Annotated in this window: 15 protein-coding genes; 3 read left to right on the forward strand and 12 right to left on the reverse strand. The window is 65.6% G+C overall.

From position 1 onward, the window contains the following. Window positions 1-417: 417 nt before the first annotated feature. The 11 genes from typA to ASF43_RS10610 all read right to left on the reverse strand — a co-directional run bounded on the left by typA (window position 418) and on the right by ASF43_RS10610 (window position 14,536). Window positions 418-2,244 carry a translational GTPase TypA gene (typA, locus tag ASF43_RS10565; RefSeq protein ID WP_056180176.1) on the reverse strand — a complete coding sequence of 609 codons (1,827 nt, stop codon included), beginning with the start codon at window positions 2,242-2,244 and terminating at the stop codon, window positions 418-420. After that, window positions 2,241-3,212, reverse strand: coding sequence for a tRNA pseudouridine(55) synthase TruB (truB, locus tag ASF43_RS10570; protein ID WP_056180179.1), 972 nt, complete (start codon window positions 3,210-3,212; stop codon window positions 2,241-2,243). Before truB ends, typA begins: the two co-directional genes overlap by 4 nt. A gap of 66 nt (window positions 3,213-3,278) precedes the next feature. Then, the gene (gene rbfA, locus ASF43_RS10575; protein ID WP_056180182.1) at window positions 3,279-3,650 is read right to left on the reverse strand and encodes a 30S ribosome-binding factor RbfA; all 372 of its coding nucleotides are present in this window, start codon (window positions 3,648-3,650) and stop codon (window positions 3,279-3,281) included. Window positions 3,651-3,671: 21 nt separating this feature from the next. Continuing rightward, on the reverse strand, window positions 3,672-6,572 hold the full coding sequence (gene infB, locus ASF43_RS10580) for a translation initiation factor IF-2 (RefSeq protein ID WP_056180185.1): 2,901 nt from the start codon (window positions 6,570-6,572) through the stop codon (window positions 3,672-3,674). 24 nt (window positions 6,573-6,596) lie between these two features. Next, complete coding sequence (gene nusA / locus ASF43_RS10585; protein WP_056180187.1) at window positions 6,597-8,093, reverse strand: transcription termination factor NusA; 1,497 nt, start codon at window positions 8,091-8,093, stop codon at window positions 6,597-6,599. A gap of 66 nt (window positions 8,094-8,159) precedes the next feature. Next, entirely contained in the window at window positions 8,160-8,744 is a 585-nt protein-coding gene (gene rimP, locus ASF43_RS10590; RefSeq protein WP_056180190.1) for a ribosome maturation factor RimP, read from the reverse strand. A gap of 123 nt (window positions 8,745-8,867) precedes the next feature. Beyond that, window positions 8,868-10,505 carry an ABC transporter ATP-binding protein gene (locus tag ASF43_RS10595; protein ID WP_056180193.1) on the reverse strand — a complete coding sequence of 546 codons (1,638 nt, stop codon included), beginning with the start codon at window positions 10,503-10,505 and terminating at the stop codon, window positions 8,868-8,870. Further along, window positions 10,502-11,551 (reverse strand): ABC transporter permease, encoded by a 1,050-nt coding sequence (locus ASF43_RS10600; protein WP_056180196.1) that lies wholly within the window; start codon window positions 11,549-11,551, stop codon window positions 10,502-10,504. Before ASF43_RS10600 ends, ASF43_RS10595 begins: the two co-directional genes overlap by 4 nt. Continuing rightward, window positions 11,548-11,682 carry a hypothetical protein gene (locus ASF43_RS32030; RefSeq protein WP_255358111.1) on the reverse strand — a complete coding sequence of 45 codons (135 nt, stop codon included), beginning with the start codon at window positions 11,680-11,682 and terminating at the stop codon, window positions 11,548-11,550. The genes ASF43_RS10600 and ASF43_RS32030 overlap by 4 nt, the downstream gene beginning before the upstream one ends. 55 nt (window positions 11,683-11,737) lie before the next feature. Continuing rightward, window positions 11,738-12,772, reverse strand: a complete 1,035-nt coding sequence (locus ASF43_RS10605) for a microcin C ABC transporter permease YejB (protein ID WP_056180199.1) — start codon at window positions 12,770-12,772, stop codon at window positions 11,738-11,740. Window positions 12,773-12,778: 6 nt separating this feature from the next. Further along, a complete protein-coding gene (locus tag ASF43_RS10610) occupies window positions 12,779-14,536 on the reverse strand; it encodes an extracellular solute-binding protein (RefSeq protein WP_235578212.1) in 1,758 nt (585 codons plus the stop codon). A 171-nt stretch (window positions 14,537-14,707) separates the two neighbouring features. Here ASF43_RS10610 and fabI point away from each other — a divergent pair, with 171 nt between their 5' ends. The 3 genes from fabI (at window position 14,708) to ASF43_RS10625 (ending at window position 17,175) form a co-directional block, all read left to right on the forward strand. Further along, on the forward strand, window positions 14,708-15,490 hold the full coding sequence (gene fabI, locus ASF43_RS10615; protein ID WP_056180203.1) for an enoyl-ACP reductase FabI: 783 nt from the start codon (window positions 14,708-14,710) through the stop codon (window positions 15,488-15,490). Beyond that, a complete protein-coding gene (locus tag ASF43_RS10620; RefSeq protein WP_056180204.1) occupies window positions 15,444-16,319 on the forward strand; it encodes a DNA ligase in 876 nt (291 codons plus the stop codon). The genes fabI and ASF43_RS10620 overlap by 47 nt, the downstream gene beginning before the upstream one ends. A 211-nt stretch (window positions 16,320-16,530) precedes the next feature. Next, entirely contained in the window at window positions 16,531-17,175 is a 645-nt protein-coding gene (locus tag ASF43_RS10625; RefSeq protein WP_162241798.1) for a choice-of-anchor E domain-containing protein, read from the forward strand. A gap of 98 nt (window positions 17,176-17,273) precedes the next feature. Here the strand turns inward: ASF43_RS10625 and ASF43_RS10630 are convergent, their stop codons facing one another. Next, on the reverse strand, window positions 17,274-19,625 hold the full coding sequence (locus ASF43_RS10630; RefSeq protein ID WP_056180209.1) for an arginine/lysine/ornithine decarboxylase: 2,352 nt from the start codon (window positions 19,623-19,625) through the stop codon (window positions 17,274-17,276). Between the last annotated feature and the right edge of the window lie 6 nt (window positions 19,626-19,631).

Consider the following 19,631-nt stretch of genomic DNA (forward strand, 5'->3'; position numbering starts at 1 on the left):
TCATGGCCGCGCCGGTCTCTGGCCAGAAATGCCCGAGCAGCACGCCGATCACGATGGCGGTGATGACCTGGAAGTACAGGCTCTTGTAGAAGGGTTGCGGGGCCGTTGGGTGGTCCATGGGCTTGTCTCTGCGGTGGTTGCGATGGGGAATGCATCGCAATGCGTGTGCCAGGCCAGCGACCGCAAAAAGCACACCCAACCGATTGATTTACAACGGCTTTTCAGAAACCGTGAGAGCCTCCATCCCGATCCGCCAGACAGCCCTGCGCTGACCTTCACGGAAACCCGGAAGCGCATCCCAGGGCTTACCCTAGGCCCAGGAATCTGGGGCCTTCAAAGCCGAACGGGCCCCGCTGGCCAATGCAGCGGGGCCCGTTCGGGCAAGGGCGAGGCCGGCAGCGCCGGCCCCTGGGCCGATCAGGCTTCGCGCGATGCGCGCTTGCGCTCGTGCTCCTTCAGGTGGCGCTTGCGCAGGCGGATGCTCTTGGGCGTGATCTCGACCAGCTCGTCGTCCTCGATGAACTCGACGCCGTACTCCAGCGTGCACTCGATCGGCGGCGTGATCTTCACGGCGTCTTCCTTGCCGCTCACGCGGAAATTGGTCAGCTGCTTGGTCCGCGTCGCGTTGACCACGAGGTCGTTGTCGCGGCTGTGGATGCCGACGATCATGCCTTCGTAGACTGGGTCGTTCGGGCGCACGAACATGCGGCCGCGGTCGTCCAGCTTGCCCAGGGCGTAGGTGAAGATTTCACCGTCGTCCATGGAGATCAGCACGCCGTTCTTGCGCCCGCCGATGTCGCCCTTGTGCGGCTCGTAGCTGTCGAAGATGTTGCTGATGAGGCCGGTGCCGCGCGTCAGGTTCAGGAACTCGTTCGAGAAGCCGATCAGGCCACGCGCGGGGATGCGGTATTCCAGGCGCACACGGCCACGGCCGTCCGGCTCCATGTTGACGAGCTCGCCCTTGCGCTCGCCCAGTGCCTGCATCACGCCGCCCTGGTGCTGCTCTTCGATGTCGGCCGTCACCATTTCGATGGGCTCGTGCCGCTCGCCGTCGATGTTCTGGAACACCACGCGCGGCTTGGACACGGCCAGCTCGTAACCTTCGCGGCGCATGTTCTCCAGCAGGATGGTCAGGTGCAGTTCACCGCGGCCCATGACTTCGAAGATGCCTTCTTCGTCGGTTTCCTTCACGCGCAGGGCCACGTTGTGCTGCAGTTCCTTCTGCAGGCGGTCCCAGATCTGGCGGCTGGTGACGAACTTGCCTTCGCGGCCGGCCAGCGGGCTGGTGTTGACGCAGAAGTTCATGGTCAGCGTGGGCTCGTCGACCTTGAGCATGGGCAGCGGCGCGGGGTTGGCCGGGTCGGTGATCGTGACGCCGATGCCGACGTCGGCGATCCCGTTGATCAGCACGATCTCGCCCGGGCCGGCCTCGGTGGCCTGCACGCGCTCCAGGCCCTGGAAGGTCAGCACCTGGTTCACGCGGCCCTTGACCGTCTTGCCATCCGGGCCTTCCATGACCAGCACGTCCATCATGGGCTTGATCGTGCCCTGGCTGATGCGGCCCACGCCGATGCGGCCGACGAAGGTGGAGAAGTCCAGTGCCGAGATCTGCAGCTGCAGCGGTGCAGTGGGGTCGCCCTTTTGCGCGGGCACGTGCTGCAGCACGGTGTCGAACAGGGCCGACATGTCGGGGCCCCACTGCTCGTTGGGCTCGCCTTCTTCCAGCGACGACCAGCCGTTGATGCCCGAGGCGTAGACCACCGGAAAGTCCAGCTGCTCGTCGGTGGCGCCTAGCTTGTCGAACAGGTCGAACGCGGCGTTGACGACGTAGTCGGGGCGTGCGCCGGGCTTGTCAACCTTGTTCACGACCAGGATGGGCTTGAGGCCCAGGGCCAGCGCTTTCTTGGTCACGAAGCGCGTCTGCGGCATCGGGCCTTCCTGCGCGTCGATCAGCAGCACCACGCCGTCGACCATGGACAGCGCGCGCTCGACTTCACCGCCGAAGTCCGCGTGGCCCGGGGTGTCGACGATGTTGATGTGCGTGCCCTTCCAGGTCACGGCGCAGTTCTTCGCCAGGATGGTGATGCCGCGTTCCTTTTCGATCGCGTTGTTGTCCATCACCGTGTCGACCACTTTCTCGTGTTCGGCGAAGGTGCCCGACTGGCGCAGCAGCTGGTCCACGAGCGTGGTCTTGCCGTGGTCGACGTGCGCAATGATGGCGATGTTGCGGATTTGTTTGCTCATGGTTGGCTTTCTAGGATCTGTTGAATTTCGGGTGGGCTCAGGAGCCGCGACGGAATCAGTTCGCCGGCCTTGGCGTGGGCCGTGCCCAGCAAGGCGGCAGGCTCGGCGCCGAACACCGCGACGCGCTCGGCATCGGGCCAGGTGCCGCGCCGGCGCAGGCCGGACAGGAAACGGCCGGCATCTTCAGCCGCCAGCGTGACGGCCGCGTGATCGGCCAGCAAGGCCTGCGTGGGCAGCATCAGCGCCTCGCGCTCGGGTTCGGCCATGGCGATCAGCGCATCGAGCGTCACGCACTGCGCGATGTCGAACGGGCCGGTCACGACACGACGCAGCGCCGTCAGGTGACCGCCGCAGCCCAGGGCTTCGGCGATGTCTTCGCCCAGCGTGCGGATGTAGGTGCCCTTGGAGCAGCGCACGCGCAGGCGCAGCGCGGGCGCATCGCCTTGCAACTGCATGTCCAGCAGGTCCAGGTCGTGGATCACGACATGGCGCGCCGCGCGCTCCACGGTCTGGCCCTGGCGCGCGTACGCGTACAGCGCCTTGCCGTCCTTCTTGAGCGCGCTGTGCATGGGAGGGACCTGCGCGATCGGGCCCATGAAGCGGTCCAGCACCTCGACGACCTGGCCGGGCGTGCAGGCCACGGGCCGCTCGCGCAGCACCTCGCCCTCGGCATCGGCCGTGGTGGTCGTGACGCCCAGGCGGACGGTGGTCTCGTAGGTCTTGTCGGCGTCCAGATGCAGCTGGCTGAACTTGGTCGCCGCGCCGAAACACAGCGGCAGCACGCCGGTGGCCAAGGGGTCCAGCGTACCGGTATGGCCGGCCTTCTCGGCGCGCAGCAGCCACTTGGCCTTTTGCAAGGCGTCATTGCTGGAAAGACCCAGCGGCTTGTCGAGCAGCAATACCCCATGCACAGGGCGCCGCTGCACCCTGGTGCGTGGCGCGCGAACTGGACCCCCACGCTCTTTCACTGCGTGTAAATCGCTGCCCCCCAAGGGGGCTCTCGCACCTTGGGGCGGCCCGGCGTTGCTCACGGTCTAGTCGTCTTTCGCGCGCGATGCGACGGCCTTGGCGATCAAGGCGTTCATGTCGGCGGCGTGTTCGGTCGTGCGGTCGAACTGGAAGTGCAGCGTGGGCACGGTGTGGATGTGCAGCCGCTTGAACAGATGGCTGCGCAGGAAGCCTGCGGCCTGGTTCAGCGCGGCCTCGGTCTCCACCGGGTCGCCCACGAGCAGGCTGAAGAACACCTTGGCATGGGCGTAGTCAGGCGTGACCTCCACGCCCTGGATCGTGACCATGCCCACGCGCGGGTCCTTCAACTCGCGCGCGAGCAGCTCGGTCAGATCGCGCTGGATCTGATCGGCCACCTTCAGGCTGCGGTTGGGCGCGGAAGACTTTCTCGCCGGCATGTGGCTCCTTTGCAAGAACGCTTACAGCGTCCGTGCAATCTCCTTGATCTCGAAGATTTCGAGCTGATCGCCTTCGCGGATGTCGTTGTAGTTGCGCAGCTTGATACCGCACTCGAAGCCTTCGCGCACTTCCCGCACGTCATCCTTCATGCGCTTGACCGATTCGATCTCGCCCGTGTAGATGACCACGTTCTCGCGCAGCAGGCGGAAGTGGGCATTGCGCTGCACCACGCCGTCGAGCACGTAGGAGCCGGCAATCGTGCCGATCTTCGTCGCCACGAACACCGTGCGGATCTCGGCATGGCCGATGACTTCCTCGCGGCGCTCGGGGGCCAGCATGCCGGCCATGGCCGTCTTGAGCTCGTCCACGGCGTCGTAGATGATGCTGTAGTACTTGAGCTCGACACCGTTGCCTTCGGCCAGCTTGCGCGCACCGACATCGGCACGCACATTGAAGCCGATGACCAGGCCCTTGGACGCGATCGCCAGGTTGACATCGGACTCGCTGATGCCGCCGACACCCGCGTACACGATCTGCACCTTGACCTCGTCGTTCGACAGCTTGAGCAGCGACTGCGACAGCGCCTCCTGCGAACCCTGCACATCGGACTTGATGATGAGGGGCAGCGTCTTGACTTCGCCCGCCGACAGGTCGGAGAACATGTTCTCCATCTTGGCAGCCTGTTGCTTGGCCAGCTTGGTGTTGCGGAACTTGCCCGCACGGTAGGTGGCGATCTCGCGCGCACGGCGCTCGTCCACCATCACCATGAAGTCGTCGCCGGCCTGCGGCACTTCGGTCAGGCCCTGGATTTCCACCGGGATCGACGGGCCGGCGGACTTGCTGACCCTGCCATCCTCGTCCAGCATGGCGCGCACACGGCCCGAGGTGGAACCGGCCAGCACCACGTCGCCGACCTTCAGCGTGCCGGACTGCACCAGCACCGTGGCCACAGGACCGCGGCCCTTGTCCAGCTTGGCTTCGATGACCAGGCCCTTGGCAGCGGATTCGACCGGCGCCTTGAGCTCGAGCACTTCGGCCTGCAGCAACACCTGCTCCAGCAGCGCGTCGATGCCCTGGCCGGTCTTGGCCGAGACTTCCACGAACGGCGAATCGCCGCCGAATTCTTCGGGCACGACCTGCTCGACCACGAGCTCGTTGCGCACGCGCTCGGAGTTCGCATCGGGCTTGTCGATCTTGTTGATCGCGACCACGATGGGCACACCCGCCGCCTTCGCGTGCTTGATGGCTTCCTTGGTCTGGGGCATGACGCCGTCGTCGGCCGCCACGACCAGGATCACGATGTCGGTGGCCTGCGCGCCGCGCGCCCGCATCGCCGTGAACGCCTCGTGGCCCGGGGTGTCCAGGAAGGACACCATGCCGCGTGCGGTCTCGACGTGGTAGGCACCGATGTGCTGCGTGATGCCACCGGCTTCGCCCGCGGCCACCTTGGCACGGCGGATGTAGTCCAGCAGCGAGGTCTTGCCGTGGTCCACGTGGCCCATGACGGTGACCACGGGGGCACGCGGCAGGGACTCGGACTGCTGTTGCGACACTTCGTCTTCGGTGAAGGCTTCCGGGTCGTCCAGCGAGGCGATGACGGCCGTGTGGCCCATTTCCTCGACCACGATCATGGCCGTGTCCTGGTCCAGCGGCTGGTTGATGGTGACCATCTGGCCCAGCTTGATCAGGTGCTTGATGACCTCGGACGCCTTGATCGACATCTTGTGCGCCAGCTCGGCCACCGTGATGGTCTCGGGCACGTGCACCTCGATGATGCGCGTCTCGGCCTGCGCCTGCGGCGCATGATCCTCGCGGTGGTCGCGGTGGTCGCCACGGCGCCCCCGCGGGCCGCCGCGCCAGTTGCCGCGGCCCACACCGCCGCTGGAATCGCCGCGCGTGGGGATGGCCTTCTTCTTGGCCGGATCACCAGCCCAGGCGGACGACGTCTTGGCCGACTTGATTTCCTTGCCTGCGCCAGCCGGCGCAGCCGCCGGCGCACCGGGACGCGCGACGGTGCTGCCGGCAGCCGGCTTGTGCAGCGTGCCCTTGACGCCGGGCTTGGCCGCCTCGGGCGCCTTGACGACGGGCTTGGGCTCTTCCTTCTTGGCGACCAGCACCTTCTTGGGCGCCGCCATCATGGAACGGATCGCAGCGGCTTCGGCTTCGGCCTTGCGACGGCGCTCGGCCAGGTCGCGCGCACGCGCTGCTTCGTCTTCGGCACGTGCCTTGGACTCTGCAGCCGCGGCAGCGGCCTTGTCGCGTTGCGCGGCTTCTGCCTTGGCCTGGGCATCGGGCACCGGCACGGCCGGGGCCTGCGCCTCTGGCGCCTTGGCCTGCGGTGCGGCGGCTTGCGCCTTGGCCTGGGCCGCCTGCTCCAGCTTGTGCGCAGCCTCGGCAGCAGCAGCCGCAGTGGCGGCCTCCTGCGCGGCCTTGGCGGCGGCTTCGCGTTCGCGTTGTTCCTGGGCTTCGCGCTGGCGGCGCTGCTCGGCGAGCTCTTCTTCCTGGCGACGAATCAGCTCGGCCTGGTGGCGGGCTTCTTCCTCGCGGCGGGCAAGCTCGGCGTCCTCGGCACTCGTGTCGACGACTTCTTCGGGCGCTTCGCCCTCGCCCTCGGCGACATCGTCACGCTTGATGAAGGTGCGCTTCTTGCGCACCTCGACCTGGATCGTGCGCGCCCGGCCGGAGGCGTCGGCCTGCTTGATCTCGGTGGTCGACTTCTTGACCAGCGTGATCTTCTTGCGTTCGGCCGACAGCGTGCCATGGCTGGCCTGCAGGTAGTTCAGCAGCTTTTGCTTGTCGGCTTCGGACAGCACATCGGCGGACGACTGCTTGGACACGCCTGCGCCCTTCAATTGCTCGAGCAGGGTTTCCGCAGGCTTCTTCAGTTCGGTGGCGAATTCAGCGACGGTGGTAGTGGACATGTGTTGTGCGACCTTTCATGACCGTTACTCTTGAGAAGCGGCATCGCTGGTAAACCAGTGTTCGCGCGCCTTCATGATCAACGTCGTGGCCTCGTCCGCAGACTGGCCGGTAATTTCAGTGAGTTCATCGACGGCCAGATCGGCCAGATCGTCGCGGGTGTTCACCCCGTTCGCTTGCAGCTTGTCGATCAGGTCGGCGGGCAGGCCTTCCAGATCACGCAAATCTTGCGAGACTTCGTTCACGCCTTCTTCCCGCGCGATCTCCATGGTGAGCAGGGCATCCTTGGCACGCGAACGCAGCTCGGTCACCGTCTCTTCGTCGAAGCTCTCGATTTCCAGCATCTCCTGCAGCGGCACATAGGCCACCTCCTCCAGGCTGGTGAAGCCTTCGGAAATCAGGATGTCGGCGATCTCCTCGTCCACATCGAGTTTTTCCATGAACAGCTTGCGGCTGGAATCGGTCTCGTCGGCCTGCTTCTGTGCAGACTCGGCGGCATCCATGATGTTGATCTTCCAGCCGGTCAGCTCGGAGGCCAGGCGCACGTTCTGCCCGCCGCGGCCGATGGCAATCGCGAGGTTTTCCTCGTCGACCACCACGTCCATGGCATGGCGCTCCTCGTCCACGACGATGGAGGACACGTTGGCCGGCGCCAGCGCACCGATCACGAACTGCGCCGGGTCTTCGCTCCACAGCACGATGTCGACGCGCTCGCCGGCCAACTCGTTCGTGACGGCGTTGACCCGCGTGCCGCGCACGCCGACGCAGGTGCCGATCGGGTCGACGCGCTTGTCATGCGACAGCACGGCGATCTTGGCGCGCGAGCCGGAGTCGCGGGCGCAGGACTTGATCTCCAAGAGGCCCTGTTCGATCTCGGGCACTTCCTGGCGGAACAGCTCGACCATGTACTCGGGCGCCGAGCGCGACAGGATGATGGGCGCGCCGCGCAGCGTCAGGTCCACCTCCATGATCATGGCCCGCACGCGGTCGCCGGTGCGCAGGTTTTCCTTGGGGATCATCTCGCTGCGGCGCAGCCGGCCTTCGACACGCCCGCTCTCCACGATGATGTCGCCCTTGTCCATGCGCTTGACGGTGCCGACGAAGATCTTGTCGCCGCGCGACATGAAGTCGTTGAGCAGCATCTCGCGCTCGGCGTCGCGGATCTTCTGCAGGATGACCTGCTTGGCGGCCATGGCGCCGATGCGGCCGATGGGCACGGAGTCCACCGGCTTCTCGATGAAGTCGCCTTCCTCGATGTCGGAGATGTCTTCCTTGACGTCGGAGAACAGTTCTTCGGCTTCCGGGTTCTGCAAGCCGGCGGCGTCGGGCACGACCAGCCAGCGGCGGAAGGTTTCATAGTCGCCGCTGTCACGGTCCACGGCCACGCGGATGTCCACCTCGCCCTGGTACAGCTTTTTCGTGGCCTGGGCCAGTGCCGCCTCGACGGCACCGAACACCACGTCCCGCTCCACGTTCTTCTCACGCGAGATCGCGTCGACCAACATCAACATTTCGCGATTCATGTCACGCTTCTCCTGCAACGTTCACACCAAACACCCGGGCCCCGGCCGCGAAGCACCGCCCGCCCCTCAATCGGTATCCGCGGCACCGCCGCGGCCCTTGAAATTCACCACCGGTGCCAGCCGCGCGTCGCGCAGCTCGTCCAGCGTAAAACCCAACACATTCACCGGCAACGGCTGCGCCTTCTTGCCAGGCTTTTTGCCCGGCTTGGCCGCTGGCGGCTCCTCGGTCCAGAGCAGTTGCCATTGCACGGCACCACCAGGCTCGGAGGGCGCCACGCGTTCCAGCGTGCCGCGAAACTTCTTGCGACTGGCATGCACCTGGCCGCCAGCAGCAGAGCCCAGCGGCGCCTTCAGTGTCAGGTCGACCAGCGCGCCGGCAAAACGCTCGAAGTCAGACACGCGCCTGAGCGGTCGGTCGATACCGGGCGAGGACACCTCCAGCCGGCGGTACTCGACCCCTTCGACCTCCAGGCCGAACTGCAGCTGGCGCGTGACCTTTTCGCAGTCTTCCACCGTGATGAAGCGCTCCACGCCAGGCGCCCAGGGGTGGTCGATCGTGATGCGCAGCAGCCCGCCGGCGGACCGTTCGATCTCCACCAGTTCGTATCCCAGACCCTGTACGGTCTTGTCCACCAGCTCCTGCAATGCCACGGCTCTCCTTACCTGCGCCCGAATCTCTCAAAATAAAGCGACCAAAAAAAACGGGCGGTAAATACCCGCCCGTTTGGTCGTGAAGCAGCGATTGTAACGCAGAACGCGATGAATTGCCCGAGGTTAGGGGGCGCTTGACGCCTGAAACGCGCGATCCGAGAGCGCCGCCGCAGCAACTAGCGCCTGTGTGTAGGCATGGCGGGGGGCGCCCAGGACGGCGTCCACGCTGCCGGACTCCAGGATCTCGCCATCTTTCATGACGATGACCTGGTGCGCCATGGCGCGCACCACGTCCACGTCGTGCGTGATCAGCAGATAGGCCAGCCCACGCTCGCGCTGGAGCCGCTGCAGCAACTGCAGCACCTGTTTCTGGATCGTCACATCCAGCGCGCTGGTGGGCTCGTCCAGCACGAGGAGTTGCGGATCGACCACCAGCGCACGCGCGATCGCCAGGCGCTGGCGCTGGCCGCCGGAAAACTCGTGCGGGTAGCGCTGTAGCAAGCCTGGAAAGCGTGCCGGCGTCATGCCCACGCTGTCCAGCGCCTCCAGCACACGCGCTCGGCGCTCTACCTCGGAAAGTTGCCGTACATGCACCTTGAGCCCCTCGCCCACGATGTCTTCGACCGTCATGCGCGGCGATAGCGACGAGAACGGGTCCTGGAACACCACCTGCACGGCACGGCGCAGGGCCAGGTTGCCGCGCGTGTCGCGCCCCCAGGCGCCGCCGGCGACTGCCAAGCGTCCCTCGAACGGCACCAGCCCCAGCGCCGCCAGCGCCAGCGTGGACTTGCCGGAACCGGATTCGCCGACCACGCCCAGCGTTTGCCCCGGCGCAACCTGGAAATCCGCCCCCTGGACCGCCACGAAACGGCCCTTGCGGAACCAGCCCTGGATGCCGGAACGCGGCACCGGGTAGGTCACGCGCACACCTTCGCCGCGCAGCACGACCGCCTGCGTCGGCGCGGGCTCCACCACGTCGCGCGCCGGCCGGCTGTCCAACAGGCGCTGCGTGTAGGGATGGCGCGGGCGGGCGAACAATTCGGCGACCGCGCCCTGCTCCACGATGTGGCCGGACTCCATCACGGCAACTCGATCTGCGAAGCGGCGCACGAGGTTCAGGTCATGCGTGATGAGCAGCACGGCCATGCCGTTCTTGCGCTGCAGATCGGACAGCAACTCCAGGATCTGGCTGCGCAGCGTGACGTCGAGCGCCGTCGTGGGCTCGTCCGCCAGCAACAGCGCAGGCTTGCAGGCCAGGGCCATGGCGATCATGGCGCGCTGGCGCTGGCCGCCCGACAACTGGTGCGGAAAGGCCTGCGCGCGTCGCTCGGGCTCAGGAATGCCGGTGTCGCCGAGCAGGCGCACGGCATGGGCCCAGGCCTCGCCGCGCAGCAGGGCCTGCTTGAGCTGCAGCACCTCGGCGATCTGCTCGCCGACGCTGAACAGCGGGTTCAGCGCCGTCATCGGCTCCTGAAAGATCATGGCGATCTCCTGCCCTCGCAGGCCGCGCAGCGACCGCTCGGGCAGGCTCACCAGGTCGACCCAGCCTTCACGGCTCTGGAACAGCGCCTGGCCGCCCAGGCGCGCATCCGGCAGCAGGCGCAGCAGGCTCAGCGCAGTCACGGTCTTGCCCGAACCGGACTCGCCGACCAAGGCCAGCTTTTCGCCCGGCGCGATCGTGAAATCCACCCCGTGCACGACCGTGTTCTCGCCGAACGCAATTTGCAACTGCTTGACGTTCAACAGCAATGGCTGCGTCATGTTTCGGCCTTACGCGGGTCCAGCGCATCGCGCAGGGCGTCGCCCATGAAGGTCAGCAGCATCAGCGTGACCATCAGCACGCCGAAGGTCGACATCGAAATCCACCAGGCGTCGATGTTGGCCTTGCCCTGGTTCAGCAACTCGCCCAGCGACGGCGTGCCGGGCGGCACGCCCAGGCCCAGGAAGTCCAGCGAGGTCAGCGCCAGAATGGCAGCACTCATGCGGAATGGCAGGAACGTCACGACGGGCACCATGCTGTTGGGCAGGATGTGGCGCCACATGATCTGCAGGTTGGACACGCCCAACGCACGAGCGGCACGCACGTAGTCCATCTGCCGGTTGCGCAGGAACTCGGCGCGCACATAGTCCGACAGGCCCATCCAGCCGAACAGCGACAGCAGCACCAGCAGCAGCGCCACGCTGGGCGCGAAGATCGCGCTGAAGATGATGAGCAGGTAGAGCTCGGGCATGGAGCCCCAGATCTCGATCAACCGCTGCAGCACCAGGTCGGTCCTGCCGCCGGCATAGCCCTGGATGGCACCGGCCACGATGCCCAGCACCACGCCGATGGCCGTCAGCGCCAGCGCGAACAGCACGCTCACGCGGAACCCATAGATCAACTGAGCCAGCAGGTCACGGCCGCGGTCGTCCGTCCCGAAGTAGTTTTCCGACGACGGCGCGGCCGGGTTCGGCGACTTGGCGAAGTAGTTCAGCGTGCGCGGGCCGTAGGGGTTGGGTGCGTACACAGCCCAGTTGTCGCCGCCCTTGATGCGGTCACGGATGAATGGGTCCAGGTAGTCGGCAGGCGTCTCGAAGTCGCCCCCGAAAGTCTTCTCCGAATAGTCGCGCAGCACGGGGAAGTAGGTCGCGCCCTCGTAGCGCACGACGAGCGGCTTGTCGGTCGACAGCACTTCGGCGAAGAGGCTCAACACGACCAGCGTGCTGAAGATGAGCAGGCTCCAGAAGCCCAGCCGGTTGCGTCGAAAGCGCTGCCAGGCGCGACGGCCGGGCGAGAGGTGGACGGCGAGCGAAGCTGTGGCCTTCATTCCGTGAGAGGGTTCAGAAAGGCGCTGCCGCAGCCACTGAAGTCGCGTACGTCGATGGCCCGAGGCTCCTGCGCGCTCAGCCGCACGGCCTCGGAGAACTGCTGCCTGGTGGTGGCGATGTTCCAGTCCATGGTCATCTCCCACAGTCAAAGGTGGACACGCTATTCATTGAAGTTCCCATGCCCGTCAATCGAACTTGACCCGCGGGTCCACCAGGACGTAACACAAATCGCTGATGAGCTTGGTCACGAGCCCGATGGCCGTGAACAGGTACAGCGTGCCCAACACCACCGGGTAGTCGCGCCGGATCACGCTCTCGTAGCTCAGCAATCCGAGGCCGTCCAGCGAGAACAGCGTCTCGATCAGCAGCGACCCCGTGAAGAAGGCCCCGATGAACGCGGCCGGGAAGCCGGTGATGATAGGGATCAAGGCATTGCGGAACACGTGCTTCCACAGCACCTTGCGCTCGTCCAGGCCCTTGGCGCGCGCGGTCAGCACGTATTGCTTGCGGATCTCCTCCAGGAACGAGTTCTTGGTCAGCATGGCGGTCACGGCGAAGCTGCCCAGCACCATGGCTGTCACCGGCAGGGCGATGTGCCACAGGTAGTCGACGATGCGCGCGCCCCAGCCCAGTTGCTCCCAATTGGAGGATGTGAGTCCGCGCAGCGGGAACCACTGCAACTGGCCGCCGAAGATGACCAGCAGCGCCACGCCCAGCACGAAGCCCGGTATCGCATAGCCGACCAGCACGACCAGCGTGGTCACGAAGTCGAAGCGCGAGCCCGCGCGCACGGCCTTGGCGACGCCCAGCGGCACGGCGATCAAATAGCTGATGAAGAAGGTCCACAGGCCCAGGCTGATGGACACGGGCAGCTTTTCCTTGACCAGCTCCCACACGGCATTGCGTTGGTAGAAGCTCTGGCCCAGGTCGAACTTGGCGAAGGACTTGAGCATGATCCAGAAGCGCTCATGAGCCGGCTTGTCAAAGCCGTACAGCGCGCGGATCTCCTCGATGCGCTGCGGGTCCAGGCCCTGCCGCCCACGGTAGCCGGCGCCGCTGGCTGCAGCGCCCTCGCCGCCTGAGTCGCGGCCCTGCAGTTGCGCCACCATCTGCTCGACCGGCCCGCCCGGCACGAACTGGATCACCGCGAACGTCAGCAGCAGCACGCCGAACAGCGTGGGCACCATCAACAGCAGACGTTTGAGGACGTAGACGGCCATGCGGGGCTAGCGGTTCGCGGGCGACGCCCACCAGGTGGACTCGGCCCAGATGCCGGCGTCGTAATACGGCGGGATCACATCGGGCAGCACGAAGGGTCCAGGCCGGTAGCCGATGAGGAATGCGCTGCCGTAGTACTGCGGCACCGAATAGTGGCCATGCGACAGGATGCGGTCGAGCACGCGCATGGCGGTCGCGAGCTCGGGCCGCGTGGTCGCGCTGAGCACCTTGCGCACGACGGTGTCGATGGCCGGGTCGCTGATGCCCCAGATGTTGGACGAGCCGTTGGTCCTGGCCGCCTCGGAGCCGAAGCGTTCGAGCAATTCACTGCCGGGCGCCGCGCTGCCGGGCAGGCGCACCGAGGTCATTTCGAAGTCGAAGGTGTCCATGCGCTGCTGCGACAGCGAGAAGTCCACCGTGCGAAAGCTCAGCTCGATGCCGAGCTTGCGCAGAGCCGACTGGTAAGGCGTCGCCGTACGGACCAGCGACGGCTGGTCGTTCAGAAACTCGATCGTGAAGGGCTCGCCCTTGGCGTTGCGCAGCGCGCCGTCGCGGTAAGTCCAGCCGGCCTCGGCCAGCAGCGCGCGCGCCTGGCGCAGGTTCTCGCGCAGGCTGCCCGGCGGCGCCGTGCTCACGGAGCGCAGCGCAGGGCCGAACAACTCGGGCCGCAGCTTCGCGCGCAGCGGCTCCATCAAGGCCAGTTCGTCGGCCTTGGGCAGGCCTTCGGCATGGAACTCGCTGTTCGGAAAGTAGCCGTTCACGCGCTGGTACAGGCCATAGAACAGTTGCCGATTGAGCCACTCGAAGTCGTAAGCCAGGCCCAGGGCCTGGCGCACGCGGATGTCCTTGAACTTGTCCTTGCGCACGTTGATCACGTAGCCCTGGAAGTCACCCGGGTTGCGGTTCTGGAAGGCCTGCTTTCGAACCTCACCGCGGTCGAACACCTTGCCGTAATACTGGCGCGCCCAGTTGCGCGACGTGAACTCGCGCATGAAGTCGTATTCGCCGGCCTTGAGCCCTTCGAAGCGCGAAGTCTCGTCGAGGTAGATCTTGTAGGTGACGCGGTCGAAGTTGTATTGGCCGCGCCGCACCGCCAGGCCGGCGCCCCAGTAGTTCGGGTCCCGCTGATAGGTGATGTCGCGGCCCAGTCGTGGGCTGGCGATCTTGTACGGGCCGGATGCCACCGGCACGTCGGTCGTGATCTGGTCGAAGGGCTTGCCGGCCCCCCATTGGCGCCCGAACACCGGCATGCCGCCCACGACCAGCGGCAGCTCCGGGTTCGGCGTCCTGAAGTCGAAACGCACCGTGCGCTCGCCGACCGCGTGCGCACCCTTGACCTCGGCATAGATGCTGCGGAACTGCGGCGCGGCCAGCTTGCTGATCAAGGTCTCGAACGAGTGCACGACATCGCCGGCGAGCACCGGCGAGCCATCGTGGAAGCGGGCCTTGGGGTTGAGGCGGAATGTGGCCGAGAGCTTGTCCGCCGCCACTTCCACGTCCTCGGCGAGCAGGCCATAGGCCGTGGTCGACTCTTCCATGTTGCCCGTGAGCAGGCTCTCGAAGACCAGGTTGCCCATGCCGTAGGGCGCCGTGCCCTTGAGCGTGAACGGGTTGAACTTGTCGAAGTTGGTGGGCCGTGTCGGCGGCACCATGCGGATCTCGCCACCCTTGGGCGCGTCCGGATTCACATAGGAGAAATGCGTGAAGTCCGGGCCGTACTTGATGTCGCCGAACTGGGCATATGCGTGGGCTCCCCAGGCTGGCATCGACGCCAGGAAACCCAAACAAAGCCAGCAAATCCGCATGCGACAATTCTGCACCAATCCTTCAGCGCCTTCGGAGTGACCCTTAGCAGGGGCCTCTTCTCCGCTGCTTCGCGACCGGCTCGGAGCACCAAGGCGCGGACCTCTCCTCAAAGCCGCGCGAGACACTACGACATGGGCTTTCTTACCGGCAAGAAACTGCTGATCACCGGCGTTCTGAGCAACCGCTCCATCGCTTATGGCATCGCCAAGGCCTGCCACGCACAGGGTGCGGAACTGGCGTTCAGCTATGTCGGCGAACGCTTCAAGGACCGCATCACCGAATTTGCGGCCGACTTCGATTCCAAGCTGATCTTCGACTGCGACGTGGGCGACGACGCGCAGATCGACAAGCTGTTCACCGACCTGGCCCAGACCTGGCCCAAGTTCGACGGCTTCGTGCACAGCATCGGCTTCGCGCCGCGCGAGGCCATCGCCGGCGACTTCCTCGAAGGCCTGTCGCGCGAGTCGTTCAAGATCGCGCACGACATCAGCGCCTACAGCTTTCCGGCCATGGCCAAGGCCGCTCTGCCCTACCTGAATGACAAGTCGGCGCTGATCACATTGACCTACCTGGGCGCCGTACGCACCGTGCCCAACTACAACACCATGGGCCTGGCCAAGGCCTCGCTGGAAGCGTCCGTGCGGTACCTGGCCGGCGCATTGGGGCCCAAGGGCATCCGGGTGAACGGGGTCAGCGCCGGGCCGATCAAGACCCTGGCCGCCAGCGGCATCAAGGGCTTCGGCAAGCTGCTGCCGGCTGTCGCCGCCGTGTCGCCGATCCGGCGCAACGTGACCATCGAAGACGTGGGCAACGTGGCTGCCTTCCTGCTGAGTGACCTGGCGGGCGGCGTGACGGCAGAGATCACCTATGTGGACGGCGGCTTCAGCCAAGTGGTCGGCGGGCTCGACGAATAGGCTTCGTCGCGCACTGGTCCTGGCCGCACTCGCGGCCACGCTGCCCGCTGCCGCGGCGCCGCCGCGGCTGATGCTGGCCAACGTCTACCGACGTGGCATGCCCCTGGCCGGCTATTGGGTGAGAGAGAAATACGATGGCCTGCGTGCCTACTGGGACGGCCGGCAGTTATGGACGCGCGGCGGCGAACGCATCGTGCCGCCGGCCTGGTTCACCGCGCCGCTGCCCGGCGTCGCACTGGATGGAGAACTGTGGGCCGGCAGAGGCCGCTTCGAGCAGGCCCTGGCGACCGTGCGCAGCCAGCAGCCGTCCGATGCCGCGTGGCGCGCCATGCGCTACATGGTGTTCGACCTGCCCGCCGAGCCAGGCGATTTCGACCGGCGGCTGCAGCGCCTGAATTCGCTGCTGCCGCTTTCGGGGGTGCCATGGGTCGTTGCCGTGCCCCAGCAACGGGCGACCACGCATCAGGCGCTGCAGGCCGAACTCGACCGCATCGTGCGCGCAGGCGGCGAGGGGCTGATGCTGCATCTGGGCAGTGCGCCGTACCGCAGCGAGCGCAACGATGATCTTCTGAAGTTCAAGCCTTACGATGACGCCGAGGCCCGCGTCGTGGGCTATGTGCCAGGCCAGGGCCGGCACGCAGGCCGACTGGGCGCGCTCATCGTGGAGACCGGTGAGGGCTTGCGCTTCAGGCTCGGCAGCGGCTTCACCGATGCGCAACGCGCCGATCCGCCGCCGATCGGGGCACTCGTCACCTACCGCTATAACGGCCTGCACGGCAGTGGCATGCCGCGCCACGCGCGATTTCTTCGTGTGCGACTTGACGGTTGACAAGTTGCCTTTAGAACATCCTGGTACACAACTCACCTTATGAATGTTTTCCTGCTGACGGAATACCTGACAGTCTCCAACTAATTTCTCGAATCGAAGAAAACCAACACCTGACAGATCAATGAACTTCAAGTGGCGGCATACACCTTGCTCACCTTCATCTTTGGGTCACCAACTTTCTGGTGATTCGAGTAAAGGAGTAACAACAAGTATGTCCCTCAAGAAATTAACCCTCCTCGCCGTCATGTCCTCTGCTGCGGCAGCCGCTAGTGCAGCCGTGGTCACGCAGTCCTCTCCCCAAGTGATGGAACTGACGGAGATCAACCAGACGCACACGCTCCAACAATTCGATGCCAGCCTCGGCACGCTGAACAGCGTGACGATCACCCTGGATGGCCGCGTCCTGTCGAGCGCCTCACTCCTCAATGAAGCAGCGCAAACGCAGATCTTCGGCTTCGTCAGTACCGAGAACTTTTTTCTGACAGGCCCTGGCTCCATCTTCCAGACCTTCGATGCGCCGCTGTTCAACTACGGCCCCTCGCCCATTGCGGGCGGACAACGGGTTGACCTGGGCGCGCAGGACATCAGCAACACGCTGACCTTCACCGCCGCGGATCTGGGCTCCTTCATCGGCGGCGGCACCGTGGACTTCCTCTGCACGACCGCGATCAGCAACACCCAGACCGGCGGCGGCGGGAACATCCTGATCGAGCAGTCCACGACCGCAGGCTGCGGCTTGAACGTCGTCTACGACTACACGGCGGACACTCCTGTCGAAGTGCCGGAACCCGGCTCGCTGGCGCTGCTCGGTGTGGCCGCGCTGGGCCTGGTGGCCGTGCGTCGCCGTCGCAGCTGATCCTCGCGGCAAGATGAAGCCATCGCGCGCGTGACGCCGCGATCGGCCCACACAGGCCCCGCATGCGCGGGGCCTTTTTCTTCGTGGAATTGGATCGTCTAGATCGTGCGACCGAAAGGCCCGTCGCTGCCGACCTGGACCACATCCTCGGCGCGCGTGACCTTCTCGGCCTCGGACATCGGCTTGCCCTCGGCGACGCAGTCCGCAAAGTAGCTAATCTTGCCGTTCTCGTCTTCGGTCTCCACCAGGCCATGGATGTCGGTCTCGAAGCCCGGGCACTGGATGTTGAACTCGCGCGAGAACTTGAGGTAGTCCACGATCTTCTTGTTGAAGACCTCGCCCGGGATCAACAGCGGAATGCCGGGCGGGTACGGCGTGACCAGGCTGGTCGTGATGCGGCCTTCCAGTTCATCGATCGGCACGCGCTGGGTCTTGCGGTGCGCAATGTGGGCATAGGCGTCGCTGGGCTTCATGGCAGGCGTCAAGTCCGACAGGTACATCTCGGTCGTGAGACGCGCGATGTCGTACTTGGCGTACAGCGTGTGGATGTGCTGGCACAGGTCGCGCAGACCCATGCGCTCGTAGCGCTTGTGCTGCTGGCAGAACTCCGGAAGGATGCGCCACATCGGCTGGTTCTTCGCGTAGTCGTCCTTGAACTGCTGCAGCGCGGCCAGCATGGTGTTCCACCGGCCCTTGGTGATGCCGATCGTGAACATGATGAAGAAGCTGTACAGCCCCGTCTTCTCCACGATGATGCCGTGCTCGGCCAGGTACTTGGTGACGATGCTCGCGGGGATGCCTTGCTCGGCGAACTTGCCGTCCAGGCCCAGGCCCGGGGTGACGATGGTGGACTTGATCGGGTCCAGCATGTTGAAGCCGTCGGCCAGTTCACCGAAGCCGTGCCAGCGTTCGGCACTGGCGTCCTTGATGATCCAGTCGTCGGCGCGGCCCACCCCCTCCTCGACGAGATGCTCTGGCCCCCAGACCTTGAACCACCATTCGTCTTCGCCGAACTCGCGTTCGACCTGGCGCATGGCGCGGCGGAAGTCCAATGCTTCGAGGATGGACTCCTCCACCAGCGCCGTGCCGCCGGGCGGCTCCATCATGGCTGCCGCCACGTCGCAGCTGGCGATGATGGCGTACTGCGGCGAGGTCGACGTGTGCATCAGGTACGCCTCGTTGAACAGGTGGCGGTCCAGCTTGCGGTTCTGCGAGTCCTGCACCAGCACGTGGCTGGCCTGGCTGATGCCGGCCAGAAGCTTGTGCGTGGACTGCGTGGCAAAGACCAGCGCGTCCTTGGGCCGCGCACGGCGCTTGCCCATCGCGTGGTAGGCGCCGTAGAACGGATGGAACGCCGCGTGCGGCAGCCACGCCTCGTCGAAGTGCAGCGTGTCGACGTAGCCGTCCAGCATCTTCTTGATGGTCTCGGTGTTGTAGAGCACGCCGTCGTACGTGGACTGGGTGACGGTCATCACGCGCGGCTTGACGGTGTCCGCGTCCACGCCGGCCAGCAGCGGGTTGGCGCGGATCTTGGCCTTGATGGCCTCCGGGTCAAACTCGCTTTGCGGGATCGGGCCGATGATGCCGAAGTGGTTCCGCGTGGGCTTCATGAACACCGGGATCGAGCCGGTCATGATGATCGCGTGCAGGATGGACTTGTGGCAATTGCGGTCCACCACCACCACGTCGCCCGGCGCCACGGTGTGGTGCCACACCATCTTATTGGAGGTCGACGTGCCGTTGGTCACGAAGAAGCAGTGGTCGGCATTGAAGATGCGCGCCGCATTGCGTTCGCTGTCGGCCACGGGGCCGGTGTGGTCCAGCAGCTGGCCCAGTTCCTCGACCGCGTTGCAGACGTCGGCACGCAGCATGTTCTCGCCGAAGAACTGGTGGAACATCTGCCCGACCGGGCTCTTGAGGAACGCGACGCCACCGGAATGCCCGGGGCAGTGCCACGAGTACGAGCCGTCCTCGGCATAGTCCAGCAGCGCTTTGAAGAACGGCGGCTGCACGCTCTCCAGGTAGCTCTTGGCCTCACGGATGATGTGGCGCGCCACGAACTCCGGGGTGTCCTCGAACATGTGGATGAAGCCGTGCAGCTCGCGCAGGATGTCGTTGGGCATGTGCCGCGATGTCTTCGTCTCGCCATACACATAGATCGGCACTTCCAGGTTCTTGCGCCGCACTTCCTCGATGAACTTGCGCAGGCTCAGCACGGCCGGGTCCAGGTCCGGTCCGGGCGAGAACTCCTCGTCGTCGATCGACAGGATGAAGGCGCTGGCGCGGCTTTGCTGTTGGGCGAACTGCGACAGGTCGCCGTAGCTGGTCACGCCCAGCACCTCGAAGCCTTCGCTTTCGATCGCTTGTGCCAGCGCACGGATGCCGAGGCCCGAGGTGTTTTCGGAGCGGTAGTCCTCGTCGATGATGACGATGGGAAAGCGAAACTTCATGCGGGG

Source organism: Pseudorhodoferax sp. Leaf267, assembly GCF_001422405.1.
In the GTDB taxonomy this organism is placed as follows: Bacteria; Pseudomonadota; Gammaproteobacteria; order Burkholderiales; family Burkholderiaceae_C; genus Pseudorhodoferax.